This is a genomic window from Streptomyces sp. NPDC088261, from assembly GCF_044740805.1.
Classification (GTDB): Bacteria; Actinomycetota; Actinomycetes; order Streptomycetales; family Streptomycetaceae; genus Streptomyces.
Genome location: NZ_JBIURL010000005.1, coordinates 151432 through 175349 on the forward strand (window position 1 = coordinate 151432; position 23918 = coordinate 175349).

Below are 23918 nucleotides of genomic sequence, written 5' to 3' on the forward strand. Positions count from 1 at the left end.
GTCCGCGCCACGGGCACTTCCCAGCGGCACAGTCACCAAGCGTAGTGAGGGTGCGACGCGGTGTGAATAGCTGTGGGAGAGGTTGGCGAAGGGTCGCCAGATCGGTTTGGGCCGCGGATTCGGAGCGTCGGCCGAGACGCACCGAAGGGCGCGTCAGCCGAGACGCGCAATCCGGCGCGTCAGCCGGGGAGCGCACCCGGAGCGTCAGCCGGGGAGCGCCATTCAGAGCGTCAGCGACAGCGCCATCGGAGCCGCCCCGCGGTTCAGCCTCGCCGCCGCCCACCTCAGCCGGTGCGCGTCCTCGACCGGCAGCGACAGCGCGAGGCAGCCCACCGCGGAGCCGGCCGTCAGCGGCACGGCCGCGCACACCGTCCCCACGGCGTACTCCTGGAGATCCAGCACTGGCACGGTCGGCGGCTGGCCGTCCAGCCGGGAGAGCAGCAGCCGCTCGCTGGTGATCGTGCGGGACGTGAAGCGGGCCACCTTGTGGCGTGCCAGGTGGTCCCGGCGTCCGTTCTGGTCCAACTGCGTGAGCAGGCACTTCCCTATCGCGCTGGCGTGCGCGGCGGACCGGAAGTCCACCCACTCGTTCACCGCCGGGGTGCCGGGCCCGTCCGCGATCCGGGTCACCTTGATCTCGCCGTCGATGTACCGGCTCAGGTACACGGCCGCGCCCACGGAGTCGCGCAGCTTGGTCAGGTCGTCCTGGAGCTTGGCCTCCAGCGCCTCTTTCCGGGCGGCGCCGGAACCGAGCAGGACGAGCGAGTCGCCGATCGTGTAGGCGCCGTCCGCGACCTGCTCGACGTACCCCTCGCGCCGCAGCATGGAGAGCATCGGCGCCAGATGCCCGGTGGGCAGGCCCGTCTCGCGTGCGATCTGGACGTCCGTCACCCCGCCGCCGTACTTGGCCACCGTCTCCAGGACACGCAGGACGTCATGCACCGAGTGGAACGGCGCGGTCGGCTCCGGCTTCAGCGCCACGGCTCCCCCTAGCAGGTTGTCAGCGGGTTGACAGCAGGTAGTGACCGCAGGATTACGGACCCACGATAACCGCCAAGGCCACCGCGCGGGGCGGCTGTTGAGGAGAAGAACGGAGTGGCGCCGCGCCGTGGGCAGGGCGCCGTCACCATGGCATATGACAGAGGCATGGTGTGTAAGCGGAGTGGGAGGTCAGAGCCCCGGGCGTACGCAGGAGGGCATCGCCGCCGCCTCCGGGCCGGTCGGGAACGCGGGCGGCGCGGGGCCGGTCACGGGCCGGTCAGCGATCGGTCAGCGATCGGTCGGGGTCGGTCATAGCCAGTCATGGCCCAGTCGTGGGCCGGTCGAGCGGGGGGACGTAGTCGCGTTTCTTGTCGACCACGTTACGGAGGGGCTTGCCGGCGGCCCACAGTTCGTACAGATCAACGAATTGCTCACCCAGCCGGTCGAGCCTGCCGACGGTGTCCCCGCTCATGTGCGGGGACACGATCAGACCCGGTACGTCCCACAGGGGGCTGTCCGGATCCAGCGGCTCCCGGTCGAAGACGTCCAGCGCCGCGCCCGCGATCCACCGCTTGGACACGGCGGCGACGAGGTCGCTCTCGACCACCAGCTCCCCGCGCCCGACGTTGATGAAACGCGCGGACGGCTGCATCAGGCCGAAGCGCCGGGCGTCGAACATGCCCCGGGTCGACTCCGTCAGCGGGGCGGCGCAGATCACCCAGTCGGCGCGGGTGAGCAGCCGTTGCACGTGCTCGGGTCCGTGGACGCCGGGCCGCGCGCGGCTGCCGGTGACGGCGACCGTCACACCCAGCGCGCGCAGGGTGGTCGCGACGGCCCGGCCGAGGGGGCCCGCGCCGATCACGGTGGCCCTGCTGCCCGCGACGCGCAGCCCCTCGCGGTGGCGCCACCGCCGTCCGCGTTGCAGCTCCAGCGTCCCGGGCAGGTCCTTGGCCATGGCGAGGACGAGGCCCGCCACGTACTCGGCGACGGGCTCCTCGAAGATGCCGCGCGCGTTGGTGACGACGGTGTCGGAGGCGACCAGTTCGGGGCAGAGGAGCCGGTCGACCCCGGCGCTGGCGGTGTGCACCCAGCGGGGCCGCGGGCCCGTACCCGGCCAGGCTTCCCGTACCGCGTCGGAGGTGAAGTCCCAGACCAGCAGCACGTCCGCGGCGGGCAGCCGGGCGGCGAGGCCCGCCCCGTCGGTGTGCAGGACCGTGGCCCGCCCGGTCAGCCTGCCGAGGCGCGGGGCGGGGTCCTGGCCCGCCCCGTCCAGGACGAGCAGGGTCGGTACGGCCATGAGGGGGAACCCTTCTACCGAAGGACCCTTCCGCCGGCGGAGCCCGTCTGCCGGCGTCCGGGAGCGGCGTTCGGGAGCGGCGTCCGGGAGGTGTGCGGGAAGTGTGCGGATCGACCACGCTCGCACCTCGTACGAAGGTCGTCAACAGCGCACTGGGGGGGTGGGGAGGTGAGAAGGAGCGGGGGGAGTACGCACCGGAGTCGGGGGTATTCGTCATCGATCCCGTGACGACGGACGACACAGGAGGGCTGGACATGACGACCGTTGGACTTCTCTGTCCCGGACATGCCGCCGAGGACGACTTTCCACGTATCGAGATGCTGCTGGGCACCGACGTCAGGCTGCCGCTGGTCCACGCGGACATGGGCGAGCCCGAGCGGCTGGCCGAGGGGGTGGCGGAACTGAGGCTCGCGGGCGCGGAGTGCGTCGTCTGGGCGTCCGCCAGTGGCAGTTTCATGTACGGGTGGGACGGGGCGCACGAGCACACGCGCGCGCTGGCCGTCGCGGCGGGGCTGCCGGCGTCGAGCACGTCGTTCGCCTTCGCCCACGCGGTACGGGCCCTGGGGGTCGGCCGGGTCGCCGTCGCGGCGCGCTATCCCCGGGACGTCACCGACCGCTTCGTGGCGTTCCTGGAGGCGGCGGGGACGGAGGTCGTACCGGGCCGGGGGAGCGGACCGGGGGGCGGGGCCGCCGCTCTGGCCGGAGCCGCCGCTTCCGCCGGGGCCGCCGGGTCTGCCGGGTCCGCCGGTGCTTCGGGCAGGCCCGCCGCCGCCCCGGCCGGGGCGTTCGGGACGGCCGGCGAGGCGGCGGATCCGGACGCGCGCGAGGCCGACATGCGCGAGGCCGACACGCGTCAGGCCGACACGCGCGAAGGGGTGATCGAGCTGGCCCGTTCGGGTGATCATCCCGACGCGGAGGCGGTGCTCCTCCCGGACACGGCCCTGCACACGGTGGCCTACCTGCCGGAGTTGGAGGAGGCGCTGGGCAAGCCGGTGCTCACGGCGAACCAGGTGACGGTCTGGGAAGGGCTGCGGCTGACGGAACGACGGGCGCGGGGGCGGGGGCTGGGCACCCTGTTCGCCGGGCCGGAGTGACGGTCCTGGACCGACGCTCCCGGCGCGCCCGCGACGGCGCGCCGGGGAATAAGCGGAGCACCCCTCCTGTTCTTGCGTGTTCCCAGGTTCTTCATGCGCAGGAGGGTGTTCACCGGTGGTTGACGCGAGCCGAGACACAACAGACACAGGCACAGGCACGGACGCGGACAAAGACGCGGACCGGGCCACGGACAGGATTCGTGGTGTGGTCCGGGGTACCGCGCCCGTGCCCCTGTCCGTCCTGGACCTGGTCACGGTCGGCAAGGGCTCGACCGCCGCGAACTCCCTGCGCACCAGCGTCGCGCTGGCGAAGCTGGCCGAGCGCCGCGGCTTCCACCGGCACTGGGTCGCCGAGCACCACTCGATGCCGGGCGTCGCCTCGTCGTCCCCGGCCGTGATCCTGGCCCACCTCGCCGCCCACACCGAGCGCGTCCGGCTCGGCTCCGGCGGGGTGATGCTGCCCAACCACGCCCCGCTGGTCATCGCGGAGCAGTTCGGCACCCTGGAGGCGCTCGCCCCCGGCCGCGTCGACCTGGGCCTGGGCCGCGCGCCCGGCACCGACGGAGCGACCGCCGCCGCCCTGCGCCGTACCGAACGCCTCAACGAAGGCGCGGACGACTTCCCCGAGCAGCTTGCCGAGCTGACCCGCTTCCTGGACGACGACTTCCCCTCCGGGCACCGCTACGGCCGGATCCACGCGATCCCCGGCCCGGTCCAGGGTCCCCAGGGCCGGCCGCCGATCTGGCTCCTCGGCTCGTCCGGTTTCAGCGCCCGCCTCGCCGGAGTGCTGGGCCTGCCCTTCGCCTTCGCCCACCACTTCTCGGCGCAGAACACGATCCCCGCGCTGGAGCTGTACCGCGAGTCGTTTCGCCCGTCGGAGGTGCTGGACGCCCCGTACTCGGTGATCGGGGTGGCGGCCCTGGCCACCGACGAGGAGCCGGAGGCACGCCGCCAGGTCCTCACCGGCGCGCTGTCGATGCTCCAGCTGCGCACCGGCCGCCCGGGTCTGATCCCGACGCCGGACGAGGCGGCGGCGTACCAGTTCAGCCCGATGGAGCGGGAGTTCGTGGACGGCTGGCTGGTGAACATCGTGCACGGCACGCCGGATGTCGTACGGGAGGGCCTGGACGATCTCCAGAAGCGCACGGGCGCCGACGAGTTGATGATCACGGCGCACGCCCACAGCCCCGAGACGCGGCTGCGCAGCTACGAACTGATCGCCGACGCCTACGGGTTGCCGACGCTGGGCTGACGCGGGGGGCGAGGCGTACCCCCCCTGGGGGGCGAGATGTACCCCGTACCCCGTCCCCTCCAGGGGGCGGGGTTCAGCGGTCCAGCGGGCGGACCAGGCCCCAGACGCCGAGCGCCGGCTTCATGCCGAGCGAGTCGTTCAGGCGGAGGATGGGCTCGTTCGTCTCGTCGTTGTGGGTGATGACAGAACCGGCTCCCGCCCGGTACGCGTGCAGCAGCGCCGCGGACTTCACCGCGGCCGCGATGCCCCGCCCCCGGTAGCGCGCGTCCACGCCGGTGAAGATCGTGTACCACGTGTCGGAGGCCGCCTGGGGGGTCAGGATGGTCAGCCCGCAGGTCACGGGCTCGGACCCGTCCAGGGACTCCGCCAGCATGATCACGGCCTGCTCGGGGATGAGTCGTCGCGCGTGATCGAGGTTGAAGTCCTGGCCCTCCTGGAACGGGAGCTTGGCGCCCTCCAGGCACCGGCCCGCGCACTCCATGATCGTCCGCCCCTCGTCCTCCATGGTGGCCGCCCGGACGCTGACGTGCGCCAGGGTCGCCGACCGCGCCGCCGCCTCCGCGAGCCTCTCGCCGTGGGCGGGCAGCTCGTACAACCGCCCCACGCTGTGGTTCGTCACCCGGAAGCCGCGCCCCTCCGCGAACGCGCGCCCCTCGGAGAGGTCGTCACGCAGCGTGCAGGTGATCGTCCGCGTGCCGGGCAGACGCCCCGCCCCCTCTTCGAGCAGCCCCGCGAGCGCTGCACCGATGCCCGTCCTGCGGGCCTGCGGTACGACGGCGACCAGCGCGGAGGCCGTGCCGGGGAAGGCGGGTTCCCGGGCGAGCTTCGCCGCGCCCAGCAGGGCGCCGTCGCGCTCGGCGACGAAGGCGAGGTGGGCGTCGTGGGCGGCGGCGGCACGGAGCTGCTCCCGCAGGCGGTAACGGATGTCCCAGGCGCTGGTCAGCATGAGCAGCTCCATCACCGCGTCGGTGTCCGCGGGGCGCAGCGGCCGTGTGGTGTACCCCGCCCGCGTCAGAGATTCGCCCATATGTACAGCTTAGGTGGAATGGTGCACCGGCGCCCTGCCGACGGGGCGGCCCGGAGGCCGGGCCCCTCGGCTCGCCTCCCGGCTCGTCTCTCGGCTCACCTTTCAGCGTGCCCCTCGGCTCACCTCTCGTCGCCCCGCTCCCGCGCCGTCCGCCTGTGTCGTGGCCGGTGCGGCATCAGGTTGCGTACGTTCGCGTCGCCCGCGCCCACGAGGGGCAGCCGCTGCGTCTGTGACGCCGGCGGGGACTCCGGTCCGGGCGGGGACTCCGGGTCTCCGGGGAGGGGCGAGTGCGGGCGCGCGAGCCCGTCCCGCTCCTCCGGTGCGCCCGGTGTGCCCGGCGTCCCTGGTGTCCCCGCCGTCCCCGGTGCCTCCGGTCTCTCCGACGCACGGGACGGACCGGGTGTGTCCGCCGCCGGGGTCGCCGGCTCCGTGTCGGTCGACTGGTCCGGGAAGCGGAGCAGTCTGCCGGAGGGCACGGGAAAGTCCTCCATGTCGGGGTGACCCGCCGCCGCGGGCTGCGTCTGGCCGGCCGCCCGGGCGTGCTCCGCCCAGCCGGTCCGGTACCACCGCACTTGATCCCGGATGATCTCTTCGTCCGTGAGGATGCGCACACCGTCGACACCGGCCTGCTGGACCTTCTGGCCCAGCTCGATCAATAAATCACCCAACAGCATGGCCAGCCGGTCCTGTGGGACCGGAACGCCACCGTCCCCGTCGTTGCCCATGCGCGCACTCCTTCACGCCCCCCCACGGGGCAGCTGGTCCCCTAACTACTTGCCGGCAGGAATTGCTTCGCGACCTTCACGAACACTTCCCGCAGCTCAGGGGGCACCCCCATTCTCCGTGCCGCCTCTTCCGGACTCAGTCGCGGGGAGTCTTCCGCCAACTCGGGCCGCGCCGCGTCCATATGAGGCCGCGCCGCGATCGGCAGATCCTCCTCGGACAGGCGTCCCGACCGGATGAGCATGTCTCTCAGCGGGATGCCGAGCACCGCCGCCAGTCTTCGCATGGTCTCCAGGTCGGGCATGCTCTGCCGCTGGAGCAGCCGGCTGACCGCCGCCCGGTGCACCCCCGCGTCGTCGGCGAGCTTCGACTTGCCGCCGCCGCGCGGACTGTCGATGTCGTACCCCTGACGGCGCATCAGGGACTCCACCCAGCCGGCGAACACGTCCAGTCCGTCCGCGCGGTTCCTGACGCCGTCGCCCCGCAAACCCGTGCTGTTGCGGGCGTCCGCCCGCGAGCCTGAACCCATTGTCTCGATCTCCCCTCGTCGCGGGGGACAGAGTACCGATCGCGCGCGCACCTATACGTGTGCGCGCTCGCGCGTTGTTGTGGAGATGTCGTACAACGCGCGGAGCTGAGCGGCGACTTGGGGCGCAGTGCGGGACACCTCCTGACAGAACGTAGTCGCTTGCGCACGCGCTCGCACCATGCAACGCTGATCACGCGTCCGCAATTGTCGAACAAATATTCCCATACATGGGGAGGGGTTGCACGTGCCTTCACCGATGACAGTGTCCTCAACCGCCGTGACCTTGGGCTTCTTCCGTACGGACGAAGATCTTGACTGGCGCAGGGACGCCGCCTGCGCCGATCTTCCCCAGCGTTTTGTGTTCACCAAAGTCCCTTCCGAGGCCGAGCCGGTATTGCGTGCCTGCAATCACTGCCCGATCCGTGAGGAGTGCGTCGCCGTCGTGGACCCCATGCGGACGTGGTTCGACGGGGTCAGCGGCGGGCGTCTGTGGCGCAACGGCCGCGAGGTAAGGCGGGCGGCATGACGAACACCGGCAGCAACGGCCGCACCGGCAGCAACGACTGCACCGGCAGCACCGGCCGCACCGGCGGGACAGGCAGTACGGGCGGCACCGGCGGCGCCCTGTGGATCGCCGCGCTCCTGCGGCACTTCCCCGAGCTCCTGACGGAACTCGCCCCGACCGCCGGACGCGTCCTGCGCGAGCGCCCCGGCGCCGCCCCGACGGGCGGCTCCGTCGCGCCCCTGCGGCTGTACGTGTCCGACGCCATCCGCGATGTCACCGACGGGGTCGTGGAGTTGGAGGAGGCCGTACGGGAACGGCTCGGCCTGCCCCGCGTGGCCGCGGCCTCCGTACCCGTACGACTCCGGCGCATCGCCGGCCTCCTGGAGCGGATCGGCGGGGACCCGGACCTGGCCGCGCACGTGGAGGACGAGACCCGGCGGATGGCCCGCCGGTGCGCCCGGGCGCTGGGCGACCCCGAGCAACTGGTCCGCGTCGCCGGGCGCTGCCCCGCCTGCGACTCGGTGTCGCTGCGGGCGTTCCCGGAGCGGGCGACGGTGATGTGCGTGAATCCCGTCTGCCGCCACACCCCGGCGGTGGAGGCGGCGTCGTGAGCGGGGATGGCGTGGCGGGCGCGGGTGGCGCGGGTGGCGCGGGTGGCGCGGCGAGTGTCGCGCTGATCTCGGGGGATCTGGCCGCCGCCGAGGTCGAGGTGTCGCCGGCGACCATCAGGAAGTGGGTCCAGCTCGGACACCTGACCGCGGCGGGACGCCAGGGCAGACGGCTGCTCTACCGGCTGGAGGACGTGTTCGCGGCGGAGCGGGCGGCGCGCCGCAGGAGCTGACCGTACGACCGACGCACGACCACACACGATCGACGCACGATCGACGTACGAGACCAGGAGAGGCCCCGCCGGGACACCGGCGGGGCCTCTCCCGTTGCGCCCCTCGTTCCCCGGGACCACCAACCACACCGCCGGAAAGCTCGGTTGCGGGATCAGCGCCCCTCGATCACACTTGAAGCAGCGGCAGAGCTGCGCCCCTTCCGAGGGGCGGCGGACCTGCCGCTTTGTGTTGCCCGGAATCCCACTCCCCTGGGTCGCGACCGGGCCGCACCCCTGATCGGCATCACCGATCAGCATCACCGATCAGCATCGCCGATCGGTGTCACCGATCAGTGTCACCGATCGGCACATCCGCCCCACGGCCCATCGCCTTCCGCGAAGGAGCGTCCATGTGAGCGTTTTGAACTTTCCCGATGTGGAACGGCTCGTCGTCGACTTCCTCGAGGACCGGCCCGAAATGGTCGGCGTCACGGTCGACAACCGCCCGCCCGCCGGGTTCGACGGCACCCAGAAGGCCGTCCTGGTCTCCCGCGCCGGCGGCGTGTGGGTCGACGACCTGCACCTCGACAAACCACTGCTCGACCTCGAGGTGTACGGCCCCGACAAGACCACGGCGCACACCGTGGCCCTCGCCGCCCGCGCCTGTGTCCTGGAGCTGATCGGTACGCGGTACGGCACGGCGGTGGTCACCGACGTCGACGAGGCCGACGGGCCCCGCTGGCTGCCGGACTACAACCGCCCGGCCGGCAATCGCTACCTGGCCACGCTCCGCCTGTCCATCCGCCCCGCGTAAACCCACCACCCGCACCCCTTCCTGAGGAGTTCCCATGGCAACAGGTCCCAACAGCAGCAAGGAAATCCGCGTAGCGGGTACCGGAAAGGTTCTGGTGGCGGCCCCGGTCGGAGCCACCGGAGCGCCGGCCGCGCCGATCGACACCACCGTGGCGTGGACCGGCTGGACCGAGCTGGGCTACACCTCCACCGACGGCATCAAGCTCAGCAAGAAGGACAAGATCGACCAGGTGGACGGCTGGCAGTCGGTGAGCGCGCTGCGCTACATCTACTCCGACCGTGAACTGACGGTGAAGTTCCAGCTGCTCCAGATCAACAAGAACACCCTGCCGTTCTTCATGGGCGGTGGCGCCACGGCGCTCCTGTCGTCCCCGGCCGCGGCGGGCACGTTCAAGTACGACCTCTCCGCCAACCCCAAGGCGGACGAGCGCCAGCTCGGCTTCGAGTTCACCGACAGCAACGGCACCGGCGACGTGTCGTACCGCTTCGTCATCCCGCGCGGCCAGGTCACCGAGACCGAGGAGATCTCGATGACCCGCACGGGCGCGATGAAGCTCGGTGTGACCTTCACGGCCTACGCGCAGGACGACACGACGCTGCCGCTGGCGACGTGGCTGATGAAGGACACGGCGTTCGCGTAACCGCTACGGGTACGGGGGTGGCCGACGCGCCACCCCCGTACCGCAACTCCCCTCCCCTCCCCCCCACCCCACCTGACCTCACCCCCCACGCCCCCCACTGACCCCACCTCACCGAACAGGAGACGGACATGGCGGGATTCAACGTCAACGCGGCGCGTGCCCAGCGCCTCGAAGCGCTCGGCCGGGCCTGGAGTTTCGATCTGGACGAGGACTCGTTCGAACTGCCGACGGAGCTGACGCGCACGACGGCGCGCCAGCTGCGGGACCTCGACGACAACGACGTGGACGGTCTGCTGCGACTGCTGCTCGGCGAGCAGCAGTTCACGCGCTTCGAGCGGCACGACGTCACGATGCAGGACATCGCGGCGATCCTGGAGGCGTACGGCAAGGAGACGGGGCTCGGCCTGGGGGAAGACTGAGCCTCGGCGAGCTCGTCGACGAGCACGCCGAGGCCCTGGAGGCCGACCTGCTGCGCTACTACGGCACGGACCTGCTGGACTGGCACCGCGGCCGCCTCTCCTCCCGCCGCCTCGCGGTACTGGTCCAGCACCTCCCCCGGGACAGCGCGGTCGCCCGCGAACTCCACGGCGAGTCGGCCGACTGGTCGGTGACGGAGTACCTCCTGGCCCACGTGGCCGACCAACTGGCCGAGGCGAACTGGATGTTCGCCACGGTCAACCGCGACGAGGACGCCGATCCGCTGGAATTCCCGTCACCGATCCCGAGACCGGGGGAGCCGCCCGAAGACAACCCGGAGGCCCGGAGCACACCGGACATCGCCAGAGGACCGAGCGTGCACGAACTCTCCACGTTCTTCGCCTGACCCGCCCCACCCGCCCTTCAGTACCCGCAATGCCCAGGGAGTCATGGACCCCGGTTTGACGTTGTCCCCCTGCACGGGGATGACTCGTCGCTGCGGGGGCTCGCTATTTGCCCTGGAGAGTGATCCGCCAAGGCGGAATGCTTCCCCAGTGCGGAGCCACCGGTGACTGGACGGCGATCAGGCCGGGGCCAGGGATCTTCACCGAACCGCGAAACTTCGTATCGCGGGAGAGCAGCTCGCGGCGTCGCGTTCCGTCGAAGCCGTAGAAGGCCAGACACCCCTGCGACTCGAATTCGACGGACGCCTGGACCGTTCCGCCGTGGTAGGCGAACACACGCGACGCGCCGACGCCTGCCGCTTCGATCCCTATTTCCGGCGCTGTCGAAGGCTCACTGATCAGCAGGTTCCATTTTCCTGGCTTTCGGGTGGGATCCCCTGTGACATGGAGACTCGAATACCCGGGCGGCACGATGATGTGGGATCTGTCTCTGCCCCACCCGGAAGATCCGAGATCCTCTCTTTCCGTTCCCTGACGGGACGTCAGTTCGCCCTCGATGTTGAAAGTGCGGCTCAGTAATCCTCCCCATGCTTCGAGGAGCAGCGCCCGGTCGAGTGGGGTGCCTGCTGGGAGTTCGACTCTGGACTCTCCCCGCCCCGAAACGATCGAGCCCGATTCGTTAGGCATCCGAACTCCTTCCCTCAGCCGGCCAGGACCCTGGCGCCGGCCATGTAGGCGCACGCGCACTGGACTATCGCGAAGTGCATCACATTGCTCCATTTCCAGGGTATGAGTCTGGAGAGGCTGAAAGCGGGCCGGGAGCGAGCCGGCTTTCTTGCGTCGTACACGATGTCGAGAGGATCTCCGGCTTGTACGTGGTCGGGAATCTTGGGCACGTTCACCGACTCGTAGTGACTTATTCCGTCCTTGTCGGTGTAGTTGTAGGTGCAGTTGTATTCGTTCCCCCTCAGCCCTGCCAATTTGCAGTGGCCTGTCTGTTCGACACCTCTGATTTTCAGGCAGATATGAACGTAGAGCGGGGGGATCGCGAAAGGGATAATTCCGATGGTCGGGGCCAGCAGTATCACGTAGCTGACCCAAGGTCCCCAAATCATGTATCCCCCTAGGAGTAAAAATGGCAAGTCCTAACCCGCCGGGCGGCAACGATCCCTGGGTCAAGCCGCCCTGGATCGACGATGCCGTGAACTACAAGGAAATGTATCGAGACATCAACCAATCGATCAACCTGATGAAACTCGAACTCGTCGCATTTTCGGCCGGGTTGACTTTGGTGAAGCTCGACTACTCACTCTTCAAGGCGGACGAAAAGGGCTTCAGTTTTCGGGGTAAGCAGATCTTCACCTACCCGTGGTCGGACCAGAAGAAATATCTTGAGGAAAAAATCGAAAGGAATCACAGGCGGAACGAGAGGGATCTCAAGAAGATAGAGGATCAACTGGCCAAGGCCCGGACTGCGCAGGGTCCCGGCGCGGGCGGACGCCGGGACATGTCGTCCGCCGCCAATGCTCTTTCTCGGGTGGAGAGGATCGAGAAGACGATCGCAGCGAGACTGACTGTGATCGAGACGCGCGCGAAGAAGGTCCATGAAATTCAGGAAAAAACGAAGAAGCGAAAGGAGGAGCTCGACAAGAGCCGGGCGGAACTCGTGCAGAACGCAAAGAAGGTGAAGGAGGCTTCCAATGAGATCACTGCGGCGACGCGCCAGGCTCTCAGGAGCCTGAACACACTGTCCGGTGCTGTATGACGAATCCTGACGAAATGGCGGTAAAGTCGTGTCCTTGACTGCGTCTCTCAAGGCTTCCAACTCGGCGCTCCAAACGTTTCAACGTAATATTGGCAGCATAGTCACCCCACTGACCAGAATGAAGACGGCCGCCCAGAACAGTGGCACTTCGGTCAAGGGGATGCGGACGTCGCTCGCCCAGATGGACGGCGGGATGGGGAAGGCTCGGGCCGGGGCCGACAAGTTCAAGACCTCGCTCGATCGGCTCAAGAGTTCCGCCGACAAGGCGAAGAACGCGCTTCAGGACGTCAAGCGGCAGGCCGACGGGGTGGAGAAGTCCGTCGGGAAGGCCGGGAAGAACGCCGACAAGGGCGGGAAGTCCATGGACGGGCTCGGGAAGGGGCTCAAGGGCGCGTCGCTCGCGCAGAAGGGGCTCAACCTCGCCATGGCCGCCAGCCCGTTCGGGCTCATCATGACGCTGCTCGCGCCCCTCATCGCGCGGTTCGTCAACATGGACAAGGTCATGGCCGTCGCCAAGCGGGGCATGACCGCGGCCTGGAACGCCATGCGGTCCGCGTCCTCCGCCGCCGCGCGGTTCCTCGGCCCGCTCTTCAAGGGCGTCGTCAACGCCTTCCTGCTGCCCACCCGCATGCTCGTCAGAGGGCTCAACTCCCTGATCGGCGGCCTCAACCAGGTCAAGTTCAGCGTTCCCGACTGGGTGCCCGTCATCGGCGGCAAGGGCTTCGCGTTCAACCTGCCCCGCATCCCCGTGCCCCAGCTCGCGCAGGGCGGCATCGTCGAGGCCAGGACCGGCGGCCGGCTCGCGCTCATCGGGGAGGGCGGCGAGGCCGAGGCCGTCATCCCGCTCTCCCGGCTGGAGCGCATGTTCGGCCAGCACCCCGGCGGCGCCGCCGGGATGAACCGGCTCGCCCAGGCCGTCGAGCGCCTCGCCGAACGCCCCGTACACATCGAGGTCGACTCGCAGACCATCGCTCGCGCCGTCCTCGTCGGACAGCGCAAGCTCGCCAGGAGGTGAGACAGGACATGGCAAGGAATCTGTGGATCGGAAAGCCGGGACTCCTGCGGGAGATCACACAGGCCGCCAAGAGCTGGGACCGCAGCGCCGAGCTGAACGTCAGCGAGTTCAAGTCGCTGGAGGGGCAGATCACCACGATCTCGCCCGCCCGTACCGCCCGCCGCCTCAAGTTCGCCTGGGACTGGCTGGAGCCCGCCGACGCCGACCACCTCATCCGGCTCGCCCGGCGCGTCAACGGCCCCGGCATGCTCGGACGCACCGTGTACGCCGGCCGGTCCGTCGCCGTGCTCGACCCCGCGGCCGGCAACCTGCTCGACCCCTACCAGGCCGCGGGCCAGACGCTGCACCCCGCCGGTCACGACCACTGGTTCACCGTGCAGGGAGCGATCACCATCAGTCCCGCCGTCGACGACGTCGTCCTCGGCAGCTGCGACGACCCGAGCACCAAGATCGGCTGGCGGCACGGGACCTGGACCGGCTGGCCCGTGATGCCGGGCATGCGGATCTCCTGGCTGCTGCCGCCCGACTGGAACCCCGCCCTGGCCACCGCCCAGCTCGACTGGAAGGACGTGGACGGCGCCTACCTGTCCACCACGTCGGCCGCCGGCGCTCTGGTCACCGGCACCGCGCCCGCGAACGCCGCCTTCGTTACCCCCGTCGGCGCCCCCGGCGCCACCGGCATGACGGGTCTCGCCGGCGCGAGCCTGACCATCGGCGAGGAGCCCGTGGCCCTGTCGCTCGGCGACGGCTGCCCGGCGATGGCCGTCACCGGCTGCACCGAGACGCCCGCGACGCGCCTCCCGTACCGCAGTGTCAGCATCGATCTGGTGGAGGTGGCAGGTGCAGCCCTCTGACGAGCGGTTCGACGCGGCCCTCGCCGCCCCGGAACGTACCCCCGTCCACTCCACCCGCCTCGGCGGCGAGGAACTCGGCGGGCAGATCCAGTCCTGGAAGGTCGAGCGCGCCTACAACACCGATCTCCCCGAAGCCATGCGGGCGTTCAGCGGCAGCGCCTCGGCGCAGTTCGAGGCGCAGCTGAGCGGCAGGACCGAGGAGCGGAGCACCGGTGACACGGGTACGGGCCCGGTCGCCGAGCCCGCCCCGCGCCTGTACTCCGCCTGGGCGGACCGCGCCACCGGCGACGCCGTACGCCCGGGCCAGTCCGTCGTCCACGAGACGGGCGTCAACGGCCGTACGCTGCCGGCCTTCCGGGGCACCATCCGCTCCCGTACGGCAGCGTCCGGCAGCGACACCGTCACCGTCCAGGCCCTCGACGGCGCCGAGCGGCTGCGGGGTCCCGCCTCGCTGCCGCGCCCGTACCACGGCGTCTGGACCGGTCTGCGGATCGCGTCCGCCCCCTGGTGCGTGGACGAACTGCTGCGGCAGGGCGGCATCCACACCTGCCCGCCGCCCCGCGCGCCGCTGGCGGACACCGACGACACCAACGCCTTCACCGCGCTGTACGCCTCCCTGCACGGCGGGGTCAACGCGACGTACGGCCAGCCCGAGTCGGTCCCCGCGAACAGCCAGTACGACTGGATCCGCGACGGCGCCCCCTTCGAGATGGCCCTGATGCCGAAGGCGGCCGGACTCACCGCCTCCTGGATGCCGCGCTCGCGCTTCGTCGTGCCCGGCAAGGTCTTCCTGCTCGAATGCTGGGTCAACACGGCGAAGAGCAGGGGGAACAAGATCGAGCTGAGTGTCGTGCTCGACCGGAGCGGTGGCGCCTTCGGCTACCTCAAGGGGAGTGTCGACATCGCGGCGGGCACCGTCTCCCTCTACTCCGGGACCCAGGGTTCGACCTACTGGTACTTCACCTGGACGTTCAGCGCGCTGGCCGCCCTCAGGGGCAACTGGCACCTCGGATTCCTCTTCGACACGCGGTCCTCGGGGACCAGTGTGCTGCCGACCGTCGCGCCCCGGCTGACCGGTCCCGAGGGCTCGTACCACGTCGGCAGCCCGGCGACCTACGTCGAGGCAGCGGGGAGCCAGCCGCGCGCGGAGGTCCACCACGTCGATCTCACCACCGACATGGCGGTGGAGTGCATCCAGCTGACCGACCGGATCTGGCCCGACATCCCGTCCTTCCCCCGCGACGAGTGGGAGCAGAAGGGGAAGTGGACCAAGGGCGCGGTGCTGGACGACGAGGCGCTGCCGATCTACGCCATGCCGAGGGTGACGGGCTCGCAGTGGGACGTGATCACCGAGATCGCCCGCGCGAGCATGTCCACCGCGGAGTTCGACGAACAGGGCGTCTTCCACTGGAAAGGGCCGTCCCGCTTCGGCCGGGTGCCGGCCGAGCCCGACCTGACCGTGACCACCCGGCGGGACATCGCCGCTCTCACCGTCAGCGAGGAGATCGACGCCTGCCGCAACCACTGCGAGCAGCCCTACCAGGACTGGTCGGGGGTCGCCCGCGTCAACGGCGACATCGTGGACGACACGGCGATCCGGCGGATCGATCCCGGTACGTCGGTGGAGATCTCGTACGCGGTCGCCGAGGACGAGTTCGACATCGGACCGCTGGTCGTCACCGACGACTCGGTGGTCAACGACGGTCACCGGGTGCGCTTCGGTACCGCCGCGACCGGTGGTACGGCGGTCAAGGGCGTCGTCTCCGTCAGCTGCCGCCGCGAGGGCCCCACGTACTTCGCCCGCTTCACCAACACCGGGACCGTACCGCTGTGGACCGTCACCAAGGACGGCAAGCCCTCGGCCCGGATCGTCCCGCAGAAGGCGACCGGCGATCCGCAGCTGCGCCAGGCGGCCTGGTGGAGTCCGGACAGCCAGCGGTACTACGGCCGGCAGCAGTACGCGGCCCCCGCCTCCGAGTGGGTGCAGAACGGGACTTCGGCCAGCGGCCTCGCGCAGACCATGCTCAACGCCGGCCGCTATCCGGTACCGGTGCTGGGGGAGGTCGAGGTGCTCCACGATCCGCGGATCCAACTCGGTGACGCCGTACGGGTGGTGGACACGACGGGGGCCCAACTCGACACGCTCGCCTGGGTGGTCGGGACGCGCACGACCTACACGGCGGGCGCCGCGCCACAGCAGACGCTCACGCTGCGCGGGACGTCGTACAACGGCGTGCCGCGGGACGCGGGGCTGACCCCGGACGGCCCGGTCGACCCGTCGTACGGAACGAGGCGTACGTACGTCCAGGTCACCGCCCAGTACGCGACGCTCGCCGACCTGAGGGCGGGGGAGCCGGACTACCGCGCGCTGCTGGCGGCGGCGCCGGTGACGCTGGGGGCGGCGGCCAGGACCGGCGCGGCCATGACGACCGCCGTCGCGGTGTCGGGAGGAGAGAGCCGGTGAACGCGTGGAAGAAGCGGAACGGCCTGGCGGCCGGGGCGCGGGGGGTGCCGGCGCTCGCGCCGGAGGCCGGGTCCGGGGCCGTACCGGATGCCGATGCCGTGTCCGATCCGGAGGCCGTACCGGATGCCGACCCCGGGTCCGGTCCGGAGGCCGTACCGGATCCCGACGCCGAGCCCGACGCCGAGCCCGACCCCGTACCGCCGCCCGACGACCCGCTGCCCCCCGAGCCTCCGCAGCCACCCGTCCCCATCGACAGCCCCGGGGCGGGCGCCGGCGACCGGGGTACGAGCCCCGACGTCCTGCCGCCGTCGCGCGAGGGCTGACCCGGCGCCGCCCGCCCTCCCCGCGCCCGCCGCCCGTCGCCCGCCCCGCCCCTTACGTACACCCAGGAGGTCCAGCCATGGCCCAGCTCACCCCACTCGGCAATCTGCCCTACCCGCAGTCCACCGACGCCGCCAACGTCCCCCTCCACATCCAGTCGCTCGCCGAGTCCATCGACGGCCGCACCGTCCTGCGCTTCCTCGACGCCGCCACCCGGGACGCCCGGGTCACCGCGCCGGTCGCCGGCATGCTCGTCTGGCTCAACACCCCCGGCCGTTTCTTCCTCTACTCCGGCACCCAGTGGCAGCCCGTCGTCCCGGGCGCCGTGCACAAGGCCAACACGACGACCGGCACCCTCGCGGCCGTCACCTCCTACACCGAGACGCTGACCGGCTCCACCGGCGATCCGACGGCGGTCACCTTCACCGTGCCGCTCTCCGGCTCCGTCCTGGTCTCGGTGGGGGCGCGCATCAGCGGCAGCGCCGCCGCCGCTTCCTTCATGTCGGCGAACATCCGCACCGGTACGGCCGTCACGCTCGCGGCTGCCGACGCGCGCGCGGCGATCGTCACCGGTACGAACCAGTGCTCCGCCTCCACCCAGTTCCAGGTCAACGGGCTCACGGCCGGAGCCGTCTGCACCGCGACCGCCGCCTACAAGTCGGCCACCTCCAACACCTCCACCTTCACCAACCGGTTCGTGACCGTGACGCCGCTGATGTGACGCCCCCGGCGGCGTCCGTTCACGACGACGCCCACGACGTGAGGAGCCGGCCCATGGCCGCACCGCTCTCCGCCGACGCCCTCGTCCGCGCCCTGCGCGGCGAGGGCGTCCGCGTCGCCGAGCACGGCGACTGGAAGACCCACAACCGCAACCACAAAGGCCCCTGGGGCCCCGTCCACGGTGTGATGCTGCACCACACCGCGGGCGTCGACAGCCTCGCGCTCTGCCGCGGCGGCACCCCCGACCTGCCAGGGCCTCTCTGTATCGGCCTGCTCACCAAGGAGGGGACCGTCCATCTCGTCGGGTACGGACGGACGAACCACGCCGGCAACGGCTCGGCCGCCGTCCTCGAAGCCGTACGCGCGGAAAAGCCCCTGCCCGCCAGGGGACCGGACGCCGTGGACGGCAACGCCCGCTTTTACGGCTTCGAGATCGAGAACCTCGGCAACGGCCGCGACCCCTATCCCGCCGCCCAACTCGACGCCGCCGAGCGGCTGTCGGCGGCGCTGTGCCGGGCACACGGCTGGTCGGCGAGGAGTGTGATCGCGCACAAGGAGTGGACGCGGCGGAAGATCGACCCCTCGTTCTCCATGCCCGCGATGCGGGACCGCGTCACCGTCCGCCTCGGCTCGAAGCCGGCCCCTCCGGCCCCGCCCACCGGTCCCGGCACCCCGCAGAAACCGGTGTACGAGACGTTCCCCGGCGCCGCCTTCTTCGTGCCCGGCAGGAACAGCCCGCTGATCACGGCGGTCGGCCGCCGGCTGGTCGCCGAGGGCTGCGGACGGTACGAGATCGGCCCGGGGCCCGTATGGGGCGCGGCCGACACCCGTTCGTACGCCGCGTGGCAGCGCAAGCTCGGCTACAGCGGCTCCGACGCCGACGGCGTTCCGGGACGGGCCAGTTGGGACCGGCTGCGCGTTCCCCGGGCCGGGGGAGCCGTCTCCAAGGAGGGAGGACCTGCGTGACCCAGTCGGAAGCCGAGAACATCGCGGTCGAACTGGAGCGCCTGCACCGATCCGTGGACGTCGGATTCGCCACCACCCGGGGCGACTTGGCGCTGCTGCTCCAGCGCGTCGACCAGACCGACAAGGCCATCGGCGACCACGAGGACCGTATCGAGGCGCTGGAGCGTTCGCGCTGGCCGTTGTCGTCGCTCGCGGCGGTGACGTCGTGCGCCGCGCTGGCGCTGACCGTCTGGCAGACCTCAGGAAAGTGATCCGACGGGCCTGAGGAAAGTGATCCGAACGCGGGAAACGCCCCCGGCCGTGTGCTCACACGGCCGGGGGCATTTCTCCTTTTTCCGGGGCCTGTTGGCGGCTTCCGCCTCTCACGCCTGTTGGCGGCTCGCGCCCCGCGCCACGCCGGGCGCGATCATCTCGGCGATCCGCTCCGGCGTGACCGCGCGCGAGTACAGCCAGCCCTGCCCCGTGTCGCAGCCGATCCGGCCCAGCCGCTCCGCCTGCCCCTCCGTCTCCACGCACTCCGCGGTGACCGTCAGCCCCAGCCGGTGCGCGAGGTGGACCAGCGTCTCCACGATCACCTCGTCCGCCGGGCTCGGGTGGACCCCTTCGTCGTAACGGAAGCCCCGGACGAACGAACCGTCCAACTTCAGTACGGAGACGGGCAGTCGGCTGAGGTACGCGAGGTTCGAGTACCCCGTGCCGAAGTCGTCGATGGCGATCCGTACCCCCATGTCGCTCAACGCCTGGAGCGCCTGGAGCGGCCGGCCCGCCGAGCCCATCACCGCCGACTCGGTCAGCTCCAACTGGAGGAGGTACGGGGCCAGTCCGGTCTCGGCGAGGATCCCGGCGACGTCCGCCACCAGGTCGGAGTCCCACACCTGGCGCACGGCGACGTTCACGCTGACGAACAGCGGGCGGGCGCCCGGGTGGTCCTTCTGCCACTGCCGGGCCTGGCGGCAGGCCGTACGGAGCACCCAGCGGCCCAGCTGCACGATCGAGCCGTCCTCCTCGGCGATCCCGATGAAGCGGTTGGGCGCGAGCGTGCCGAACTGCGGGTGCTCCCACCGCACCAGCGCCTCCACGCCCCGTACGGCTCCGTCGGCCATTCCCACCAACGGCTGGTACTCCAGCAGGAATTCACCCCGCTCGACCGCCGGCCGCAGCGTCGAGGAGAGCGCCTGACGGGTCATCCGGTGGGCGTTGCGCTCCGGGTCGAAGAGCGTCCAGCGGGCCTTGCCGTCGGCCTTCGCCCAGTAGAGCGTGGTGTCGGCGGCCTGCATCAGACCGGTGGGCGTGGTGCCTTCGACCGTACGTTCCACCACCCCGATCGACGCGGAGACGGCGAGCCGCTGGCCGGCCAGGTCGAACGGGCGCTGGAGCGCGGTGAGCACCGACCGGGCGAGATCGGCGAGTTGTTCCGTACCGGTGGAGTCCTCGACCAGGATCGCGAACTCGTCCCCGCCGAGCCGGGCGACCAGGTGGCTGCCGCTGCGGGTGTAGCCGTCGTGGTCGGCGCATTCGGTCAGCCGGCTCGCGACGGCGGCGAGCAGCCGGTCGCCGACGCGGTGGCCGAGGGTGTCGTTGACGGCCTTGAAGCCGTCGAGATCGAGGTAACAGAGGCCGATCCGCCCTGTTCTGCCATGATCTGCCCCCCTGCCGTCCCGGTCGTGGCCGAGGTCGTCGGCCGCGTAGGCGGAGTGCGGCGGGGTCTCCAGCGCCGAGGCCAGCCGTTCGAAGAACAGGGTGCGGTTGGGCAGCCGGGTCACCGGGTCGTGCATCTGGAGATGGCGCAGCCGCGCCTGGAGTTCACGCCGGTCGGTGATGTCGGAGACCGACAGCAGGACACCGGGGCTGTCCGGCACGGGCGCGACGGTGATCTCGGCCCACAGGGTGCGCCCGTCGGAGTGCTTGAGGCGGCGGGTGCAGCGGAACCGGGCGCGCAGGCCGTGCAGCACCTCGCGGTAGGCGCGCCAGGTGCGGGTGTCGGAGGAGAGGTCGGCGAGGTCGGCGGCGGACCGTTCGAGGAGCGCGGCGGCCGGCACGCCGAGCAGGGCGGCGAGCGCGTCGTTGGCGCTGACGATCGCGCCTTCGTGGTCCACGACGGCCATGGCGAGGGGCGCGGCCCGGAAGGCGGCGCGGTGGTCGCCGCCGGGTCCGGTCCGGTCCACCGAATCCGTCCGGTCCGCATGACGCTCCGTGACCGGCGGTCGTACGGTGCCGGGCGCCACGACTGCCGCAGAGTGCGGCCCTTCGGAGGTTCCGCTCACGGCTCGCTCCCGCGGTGCAGTGGTGTCGTACAGGGTCGGTCGGGACGGTCGGCCTGGGAAAGTGTGCCGATCATAGAGGCTGTCCGGGTGGCCGTTCCAGCTCTGTGGCAAGGATCCGGGGCGTCACCGGTCGGCGGGTTGTCGTTGGACGATCGTTTCTGCACGCCCGTGGCCTCGAACGATCCCGTCGTGAGCGGTTGTGACTTTCCGTGAGAGGCCGGGGTGTCGCGCTCCGCGCGCCGCCCCTCACCCGAGTGGGGCAGCGGAACAGGGCGTATGGCAAGGAACCGGCACAAGGTGGGTGGTGGTGTCCCCTCATCCCCCAGCCGGAGGTCGACGTGGAGCGTCTGGAGCCACCCGGGGGAGTGGAACGGCCGCGCCTGCGCAGTACCGCGGCCGCTTTCACCTCCCTCATGGCGCTCGCCGCCACGTCCCTGGTCGCGGGTCCCGCCGTGGCCGCGCCGGCCGCCGGGCCGTGCGCCCTGCCCCGTACCGGCGCCCACCACTCCCTCGGCCTGGACACCTGGAACGGCTCCTACACCCGCCCCGACCGCACCCTCGACGCGGTGATGGTCTTCCTGTCGTTCCCGGACGCCGAACCGATGACCCGCCCCGAGGAGCTGGTGGCCGATCACTTCCCGGCCACCAGCCGCTTCTACGCGCGGGCGTCGTACGGGAAGTTCGCCCTGCGCGCCCACCCCGAGGCCCGCTGGATCCGGATGCCGCACGCCTCCACCTCGTACGGGATAAAGCGCGACTGGGACCCCTCGCGCCGCACCGCCTACCTGCGGGACGCGCTGCGCGTCGCCGATCCGGTCGTGGACTTCTCGCGGTACGACATCGTCTACCTGGTCGCCGATCCGACCGCGCCCGGTGTCGACTCCGACGCCACGAAGGTCGTCAACTTCGACCGGCCGCTGAAGGCGGACGGCACGGACATCCGCCGTATCGTCACCGTCTTCGAGAAGCACCCGCCGGACCGCAACGTGCTGGCCCACGAGACCGGGCACGTGTTCGACCTGCCGGATCTCTACCACCGGCCGTCGGACGGCAAGGGCGACTGGGACACCTACGTCGGGGACTGGGACGTGATGGGCAGCCAGTTCGGCCTCTCGCCCGACCTGTTCGGCTGGCACAAGTGGAAACTGGGCTGGCTGGACCGGCGCCAGGTGCGCTGCGTCCTGCCCGGTACGGAACTGCTCACCCTGGAGCCGATCGCCGAGGCCGCCCAGTTCGGCGGCGAAACGGGGACGCGGCTCGCGGTCATCAGGACCGGGCGGGACTCCGTGGTCGCCATCGAGGCGCGCGGCGCGACCGGCAACGACGCGGGCACCTGCACGGAGGGCGTGCTGATCTACCGGGTACGGAGCGGGGCGGAGTCCGGCGGCGGTCCGGTGGAGGTGGTGGACACCCATCCGCGCAGTGACGCCTGCTGGGACACCTCGGTGTACCCGCCGCTGGCCGACGCGCCGCTGGGGGTGGGGGAGACGTTCACGGTCCCGGACGAGCGGATCAGGGTGGAGGTCGCGGACCGGACGGCGACGGGCGCCTGGACGGTCAAGATCACCACGGGAAGGGAATGAGACCCCCGGCAAAGGAGTGAGGCCCCCCGCTTTCGCGAGAGGCCTCATTCCTGTCTGTGCGCCGTCAGGGACTCGAACCCCGGACCCGCTGATTAAGAGTCAGCTGCTCTAACCAACTGAGCTAACGGCGCCTGGTGACGTCGTAGACCTTAGCACCCGGATCGGCGTGAGGAAAAATCGATATACGGGGACCGGGGCCGGGGCCGTATCGCCTGGTCAGAGGAGTGCGCGGGGACGCGGGAACGGGTGCGCGCGGCACGGCCCGCCGTACGGGCCGCCCGCACGCAGGCCCACAGCAGGACGTCCGGCCCCGGCAGCCACGGATGGCGGGTGTCGGGGGCCACCACCCAGCGCGGGCCGGACGTGTTCCCGGGCGCGAGCGGCGGTACGGTCACGGCGTCCCCGGCCCCGTGACACAGCAGGGGCGGTACGGAGGGGCCGTCGCCCGCCGGGTCTCCGTCACCGGCACTCCCTCCGGCCGGGGAGCCGTCCGCCGCCGAGCCGCCCCACTCCTCCCACGCCAGCAGGGACGGCAGCCGCTGCGCTGTCCCCGGCGCGGCGAAGAGCAGGGTCCTGCCCCGGTACGCGGCGACCGGGCCCGATCCCGGGCCGTCGGACCAGAGCCGGTTCAGCATGCGGCGGCCGAAGATCGCGGGGGCGCTGACCACGTCGAACGCCCCGCCGCACGGGAGGACGCCCGGGGCGCTCGGGCGGGCGGCCCACTGCGAGAGCGTCGAGCGGGGGTACGGTCCCGCCGAGGCGAGCCAGTCCGCGCCGGCCGGCGTGACGCGGGCCGTGTGGTGCCCGCCCTCCTCGCGGAGGAGACCGAAGATGTCGGTACGGCGCTCGTCGTCACTCGCGCCCGGACTCAAAGGTGATTCGTCTCGCAGCCATCCGCTCATGTCACCCAGATCTACCGGGAGTGACCACCCCATTCCTGAGAGTTCACGGAAATCGGGACACGGCGGTTCGGGAGGGCGTAACCTTCGCCCCGGCATATGCCAGCAGCCTGGCCGGAACGGACGCCCGACAGGGCAACCGCAGGCGCCACCTCCCGGGACCCTGGCTGCGGGCGCCGCCTCGGAAGGCCGCGCCCGCCCCCCCGTCCGGCGCTACTTCTCCGCCAGGCCCTCACCACGCAGCAGATCCCGGCCGAACTCGACCATCTTCTTCGCGTAGTCCTCGGTCCACTGCGCCCGCACCGCGATGTCCGCGGCCGTCAGCCGGTCGAACCGGCGCGGGTCCGCGAGCTGCGCCGCCGCGACCGCCTGGAACTCGACGGCCCGGTCGGCCGCCGCGCGGAAGGCCAGGGTCAGCTCGGTGGCGCGGCTCAGCAGGTCCGCCGGGTCGTCCATGGATTCGAGGTCGAAGAAGTGCTCGGGGTCGGCGACCGCCTCCGAGGGCTCGAAGAGCAGCGGCGCGGGCCGCAGCCGCCGCCGGCTCCGCTCGGGATCCGCCATGTG

At 71.1% G+C, this 23918-nt stretch carries 27 protein-coding genes, 1 tRNA gene and 1 pseudogene; 18 read left to right on the forward strand and 11 right to left on the reverse strand.

Annotated features, from left to right (window positions below):
- Nucleotides 1-222: 222 nt before the first annotated feature.
- Nucleotides 223-981, reverse strand: a complete 759-nt coding sequence (locus ACIODU_RS12480) for an IclR family transcriptional regulator (protein ID WP_401767001.1) — start codon at nucleotides 979-981, stop codon at nucleotides 223-225.
- Between the two features lie 319 nt (nucleotides 982-1300).
- Nucleotides 1301-2278, reverse strand: coding sequence for a D-2-hydroxyacid dehydrogenase (locus ACIODU_RS12485; RefSeq protein WP_401767004.1), 978 nt, complete (start codon nucleotides 2276-2278; stop codon nucleotides 1301-1303).
- A 254-nt stretch (nucleotides 2279-2532) separates the two neighbouring features.
- Here ACIODU_RS12485 and ACIODU_RS12490 point away from each other — a divergent pair, with 254 nt between their 5' ends.
- Both ACIODU_RS12490 and ACIODU_RS12495 read left to right on the forward strand, forming a co-directional pair.
- The gene (locus ACIODU_RS12490; RefSeq protein ID WP_401767006.1) at nucleotides 2533-3372 is read left to right on the forward strand and encodes a decarboxylase; all 840 of its coding nucleotides are present in this window, start codon (nucleotides 2533-2535) and stop codon (nucleotides 3370-3372) included.
- A gap of 196 nt (nucleotides 3373-3568) precedes the next feature.
- Nucleotides 3569-4624 (forward strand): LLM class flavin-dependent oxidoreductase, encoded by a 1056-nt coding sequence (locus ACIODU_RS12495; protein WP_356426308.1) that lies wholly within the window; start codon nucleotides 3569-3571, stop codon nucleotides 4622-4624.
- Between the two features lie 73 nt (nucleotides 4625-4697).
- Here ACIODU_RS12495 and ACIODU_RS12500 read toward each other — a convergent pair whose 3' ends face one another.
- From ACIODU_RS12500 to ACIODU_RS12510, 3 genes are all read right to left on the reverse strand, one after another.
- Complete coding sequence (locus ACIODU_RS12500) at nucleotides 4698-5651, reverse strand: GNAT family N-acetyltransferase (protein WP_401767008.1); 954 nt, start codon at nucleotides 5649-5651, stop codon at nucleotides 4698-4700.
- A gap of 119 nt (nucleotides 5652-5770) precedes the next feature.
- Nucleotides 5771-6376: a hypothetical protein gene (locus tag ACIODU_RS12505; protein ID WP_401767010.1), complete on the reverse strand. Its 606-nt coding sequence runs from the start codon at nucleotides 6374-6376 to the stop codon at nucleotides 5771-5773.
- Nucleotides 6377-6417: 41 nt separating this feature from the next.
- Nucleotides 6418-6792 (reverse strand): helix-turn-helix transcriptional regulator, encoded by a 375-nt coding sequence (locus tag ACIODU_RS12510; RefSeq protein ID WP_356426311.1) that lies wholly within the window; start codon nucleotides 6790-6792, stop codon nucleotides 6418-6420.
- Nucleotides 6793-7159: 367 nt separating this feature from the next.
- On the opposite strand from ACIODU_RS12510, the gene ACIODU_RS12515 reads away from it, so the two are divergent.
- From ACIODU_RS12515 to ACIODU_RS12545, 7 genes are all read left to right on the forward strand, one after another.
- Nucleotides 7160-7429, forward strand: coding sequence for a WhiB family transcriptional regulator (locus tag ACIODU_RS12515; RefSeq protein ID WP_356426131.1), 270 nt, complete (start codon nucleotides 7160-7162; stop codon nucleotides 7427-7429).
- Nucleotides 7426-8019, forward strand: coding sequence for a hypothetical protein (locus ACIODU_RS12520; RefSeq protein ID WP_401767012.1), 594 nt, complete (start codon nucleotides 7426-7428; stop codon nucleotides 8017-8019). Before ACIODU_RS12515 ends, ACIODU_RS12520 begins: the two co-directional genes overlap by 4 nt.
- Before the next feature lie 11 nt (nucleotides 8020-8030).
- Complete coding sequence (locus ACIODU_RS12525; RefSeq protein WP_401767349.1) at nucleotides 8031-8249, forward strand: helix-turn-helix domain-containing protein; 219 nt, start codon at nucleotides 8031-8033, stop codon at nucleotides 8247-8249.
- Nucleotides 8250-8706: 457 nt separating this feature from the next.
- A complete protein-coding gene (locus ACIODU_RS12530; protein ID WP_356426318.1) occupies nucleotides 8707-9042 on the forward strand; it encodes a hypothetical protein in 336 nt (111 codons plus the stop codon).
- Between the two features lie 34 nt (nucleotides 9043-9076).
- The gene (locus tag ACIODU_RS12535; RefSeq protein WP_356426134.1) at nucleotides 9077-9682 is read left to right on the forward strand and encodes a phage tail protein; all 606 of its coding nucleotides are present in this window, start codon (nucleotides 9077-9079) and stop codon (nucleotides 9680-9682) included.
- A 128-nt stretch (nucleotides 9683-9810) separates the two neighbouring features.
- On the forward strand, nucleotides 9811-10101 hold the full coding sequence (locus tag ACIODU_RS12540) for a hypothetical protein (protein ID WP_401767015.1): 291 nt from the start codon (nucleotides 9811-9813) through the stop codon (nucleotides 10099-10101).
- Between the two features lie 47 nt (nucleotides 10102-10148).
- Nucleotides 10149-10505 carry a hypothetical protein gene (locus ACIODU_RS12545; RefSeq protein ID WP_401767350.1) on the forward strand — a complete coding sequence of 119 codons (357 nt, stop codon included), beginning with the start codon at nucleotides 10149-10151 and terminating at the stop codon, nucleotides 10503-10505.
- Nucleotides 10506-10608: 103 nt separating this feature from the next.
- Here ACIODU_RS12545 and ACIODU_RS12550 read toward each other — a convergent pair whose 3' ends face one another.
- Together ACIODU_RS12550 and ACIODU_RS12555 are read right to left on the reverse strand one after the other, a co-directional pair.
- On the reverse strand, nucleotides 10609-11190 hold the full coding sequence (locus ACIODU_RS12550; RefSeq protein WP_401767016.1) for a hypothetical protein: 582 nt from the start codon (nucleotides 11188-11190) through the stop codon (nucleotides 10609-10611).
- Between the two features lie 14 nt (nucleotides 11191-11204).
- Nucleotides 11205-11591, reverse strand: coding sequence for a hypothetical protein (locus ACIODU_RS12555; RefSeq protein ID WP_401767018.1), 387 nt, complete (start codon nucleotides 11589-11591; stop codon nucleotides 11205-11207).
- 47 nt (nucleotides 11592-11638) lie between these two features.
- On the opposite strand from ACIODU_RS12555, the gene ACIODU_RS12560 reads away from it, so the two are divergent.
- The 8 genes from ACIODU_RS12560 (at nucleotide 11639) to ACIODU_RS12595 (ending at nucleotide 18859) form a co-directional block, all read left to right on the forward strand.
- Nucleotides 11639-12268 (forward strand): hypothetical protein, encoded by a 630-nt coding sequence (locus ACIODU_RS12560; protein WP_401767020.1) that lies wholly within the window; start codon nucleotides 11639-11641, stop codon nucleotides 12266-12268.
- A 118-nt stretch (nucleotides 12269-12386) separates the two neighbouring features.
- On the forward strand, nucleotides 12387-13283 hold the full coding sequence (locus tag ACIODU_RS12565; RefSeq protein WP_401767022.1) for a hypothetical protein: 897 nt from the start codon (nucleotides 12387-12389) through the stop codon (nucleotides 13281-13283).
- An 8-nt stretch (nucleotides 13284-13291) separates the two neighbouring features.
- Nucleotides 13292-14137: a hypothetical protein gene (locus tag ACIODU_RS12570; protein WP_356426146.1), complete on the forward strand. Its 846-nt coding sequence runs from the start codon at nucleotides 13292-13294 to the stop codon at nucleotides 14135-14137.
- Nucleotides 14124-16601, forward strand: coding sequence for a hypothetical protein (locus ACIODU_RS12575; RefSeq protein ID WP_401767023.1), 2478 nt, complete (start codon nucleotides 14124-14126; stop codon nucleotides 16599-16601). Before ACIODU_RS12570 ends, ACIODU_RS12575 begins: the two co-directional genes overlap by 14 nt.
- Nucleotides 16598-16924: a hypothetical protein gene (locus tag ACIODU_RS12580; protein WP_401767025.1), complete on the forward strand. Its 327-nt coding sequence runs from the start codon at nucleotides 16598-16600 to the stop codon at nucleotides 16922-16924. The genes ACIODU_RS12575 and ACIODU_RS12580 overlap by 4 nt, the downstream gene beginning before the upstream one ends.
- Nucleotides 16925-17001: 77 nt before the next feature.
- Nucleotides 17002-17643, forward strand: coding sequence for a hypothetical protein (locus ACIODU_RS12585; RefSeq protein ID WP_356426154.1), 642 nt, complete (start codon nucleotides 17002-17004; stop codon nucleotides 17641-17643).
- 53 nt (nucleotides 17644-17696) lie between these two features.
- Nucleotides 17697-18608, forward strand: coding sequence for a peptidoglycan-binding protein (locus ACIODU_RS12590; protein WP_401767027.1), 912 nt, complete (start codon nucleotides 17697-17699; stop codon nucleotides 18606-18608).
- Entirely contained in the window at nucleotides 18605-18859 is a 255-nt protein-coding gene (locus ACIODU_RS12595; protein WP_401767029.1) for a hypothetical protein, read from the forward strand. Before ACIODU_RS12590 ends, ACIODU_RS12595 begins: the two co-directional genes overlap by 4 nt.
- 111 nt (nucleotides 18860-18970) lie before the next feature.
- Here the strand turns inward: ACIODU_RS12595 and ACIODU_RS12600 are convergent, their stop codons facing one another.
- Entirely contained in the window at nucleotides 18971-20872 is a 1902-nt protein-coding gene (locus ACIODU_RS12600; protein WP_401767031.1) for a putative bifunctional diguanylate cyclase/phosphodiesterase, read from the reverse strand.
- Between the two features lie 338 nt (nucleotides 20873-21210).
- On the opposite strand from ACIODU_RS12600, the gene ACIODU_RS12605 reads away from it, so the two are divergent.
- The gene (locus tag ACIODU_RS12605; RefSeq protein ID WP_401767033.1) at nucleotides 21211-22455 is read left to right on the forward strand and encodes a M6 family metalloprotease domain-containing protein; all 1245 of its coding nucleotides are present in this window, start codon (nucleotides 21211-21213) and stop codon (nucleotides 22453-22455) included.
- Nucleotides 22456-22512: 57 nt separating this feature from the next.
- Here the strand turns inward: ACIODU_RS12605 and ACIODU_RS12610 are convergent.
- The 3 genes and pseudogenes from ACIODU_RS12610 to ACIODU_RS12620 form a co-directional block, all read right to left on the reverse strand.
- Nucleotides 22513-22586 (reverse strand) — tRNA-Lys (locus ACIODU_RS12610).
- Nucleotides 22577-23357: pseudogene (locus ACIODU_RS12615) on the reverse strand (hypothetical protein). Before ACIODU_RS12615 ends, ACIODU_RS12610 begins: the two are co-directional and overlap by 10 nt.
- Before the next feature lie 210 nt (nucleotides 23358-23567).
- Nucleotides 23568-23915, reverse strand: coding sequence for a hypothetical protein (locus ACIODU_RS12620; protein ID WP_356426169.1), 348 nt, complete (start codon nucleotides 23913-23915; stop codon nucleotides 23568-23570).
- Between the last annotated feature and the right edge of the window lie 3 nt (nucleotides 23916-23918).

What these genes read in the sequence shown, in the direction of transcription:
- ACIODU_RS12485 (WP_401767004.1), bottom strand. Translation starts at nt 2,278, where the DNA reads ATGGCCGTACCGACCCTGCTCGTCCTGGACGGGGCGGGCCAGGACCCC.
- ACIODU_RS12490 (WP_401767006.1), top strand. Translation starts at nt 2,533, where the DNA reads ATGACGACCGTTGGACTTCTCTGTCCCGGACATGCCGCCGAGGACGAC.
- ACIODU_RS12500 (WP_401767008.1), bottom strand. Translation starts at nt 5,651, where the DNA reads ATGGGCGAATCTCTGACGCGGGCGGGGTACACCACACGGCCGCTGCGC.
- ACIODU_RS12505 (WP_401767010.1), bottom strand. Translation starts at nt 6,376, where the DNA reads ATGGGCAACGACGGGGACGGTGGCGTTCCGGTCCCACAGGACCGGCTG.
- ACIODU_RS12510 (WP_356426311.1), bottom strand. Translation starts at nt 6,792, where the DNA reads ATGCGCCGTCAGGGGTACGACATCGACAGTCCGCGCGGCGGCGGCAAG.
- ACIODU_RS12515 (WP_356426131.1), top strand. Translation starts at nt 7,160, where the DNA reads ATGACAGTGTCCTCAACCGCCGTGACCTTGGGCTTCTTCCGTACGGAC.
- ACIODU_RS12520 (WP_401767012.1), top strand. Translation starts at nt 7,426, where the DNA reads ATGACGAACACCGGCAGCAACGGCCGCACCGGCAGCAACGACTGCACC.
- ACIODU_RS12530 (WP_356426318.1), top strand. Translation starts at nt 8,707, where the DNA reads ATGGTCGGCGTCACGGTCGACAACCGCCCGCCCGCCGGGTTCGACGGC.
- ACIODU_RS12535 (WP_356426134.1), top strand. Translation starts at nt 9,077, where the DNA reads ATGGCAACAGGTCCCAACAGCAGCAAGGAAATCCGCGTAGCGGGTACC.
- ACIODU_RS12540 (WP_401767015.1), top strand. Translation starts at nt 9,811, where the DNA reads ATGGCGGGATTCAACGTCAACGCGGCGCGTGCCCAGCGCCTCGAAGCG.
- ACIODU_RS12550 (WP_401767016.1), bottom strand. Translation starts at nt 11,190, where the DNA reads ATGCCTAACGAATCGGGCTCGATCGTTTCGGGGCGGGGAGAGTCCAGA.
- ACIODU_RS12560 (WP_401767020.1), top strand. Translation starts at nt 11,639, where the DNA reads ATGGCAAGTCCTAACCCGCCGGGCGGCAACGATCCCTGGGTCAAGCCG.
- ACIODU_RS12565 (WP_401767022.1), top strand. Translation starts at nt 12,387, where the DNA reads ATGAAGACGGCCGCCCAGAACAGTGGCACTTCGGTCAAGGGGATGCGG.
- ACIODU_RS12570 (WP_356426146.1), top strand. Translation starts at nt 13,292, where the DNA reads ATGGCAAGGAATCTGTGGATCGGAAAGCCGGGACTCCTGCGGGAGATC.
- ACIODU_RS12585 (WP_356426154.1), top strand. Translation starts at nt 17,002, where the DNA reads ATGGCCCAGCTCACCCCACTCGGCAATCTGCCCTACCCGCAGTCCACC.
- ACIODU_RS12590 (WP_401767027.1), top strand. Translation starts at nt 17,697, where the DNA reads ATGGCCGCACCGCTCTCCGCCGACGCCCTCGTCCGCGCCCTGCGCGGC.
- ACIODU_RS12620 (WP_356426169.1), bottom strand. Translation starts at nt 23,915, where the DNA reads ATGGCGGATCCCGAGCGGAGCCGGCGGCGGCTGCGGCCCGCGCCGCTG.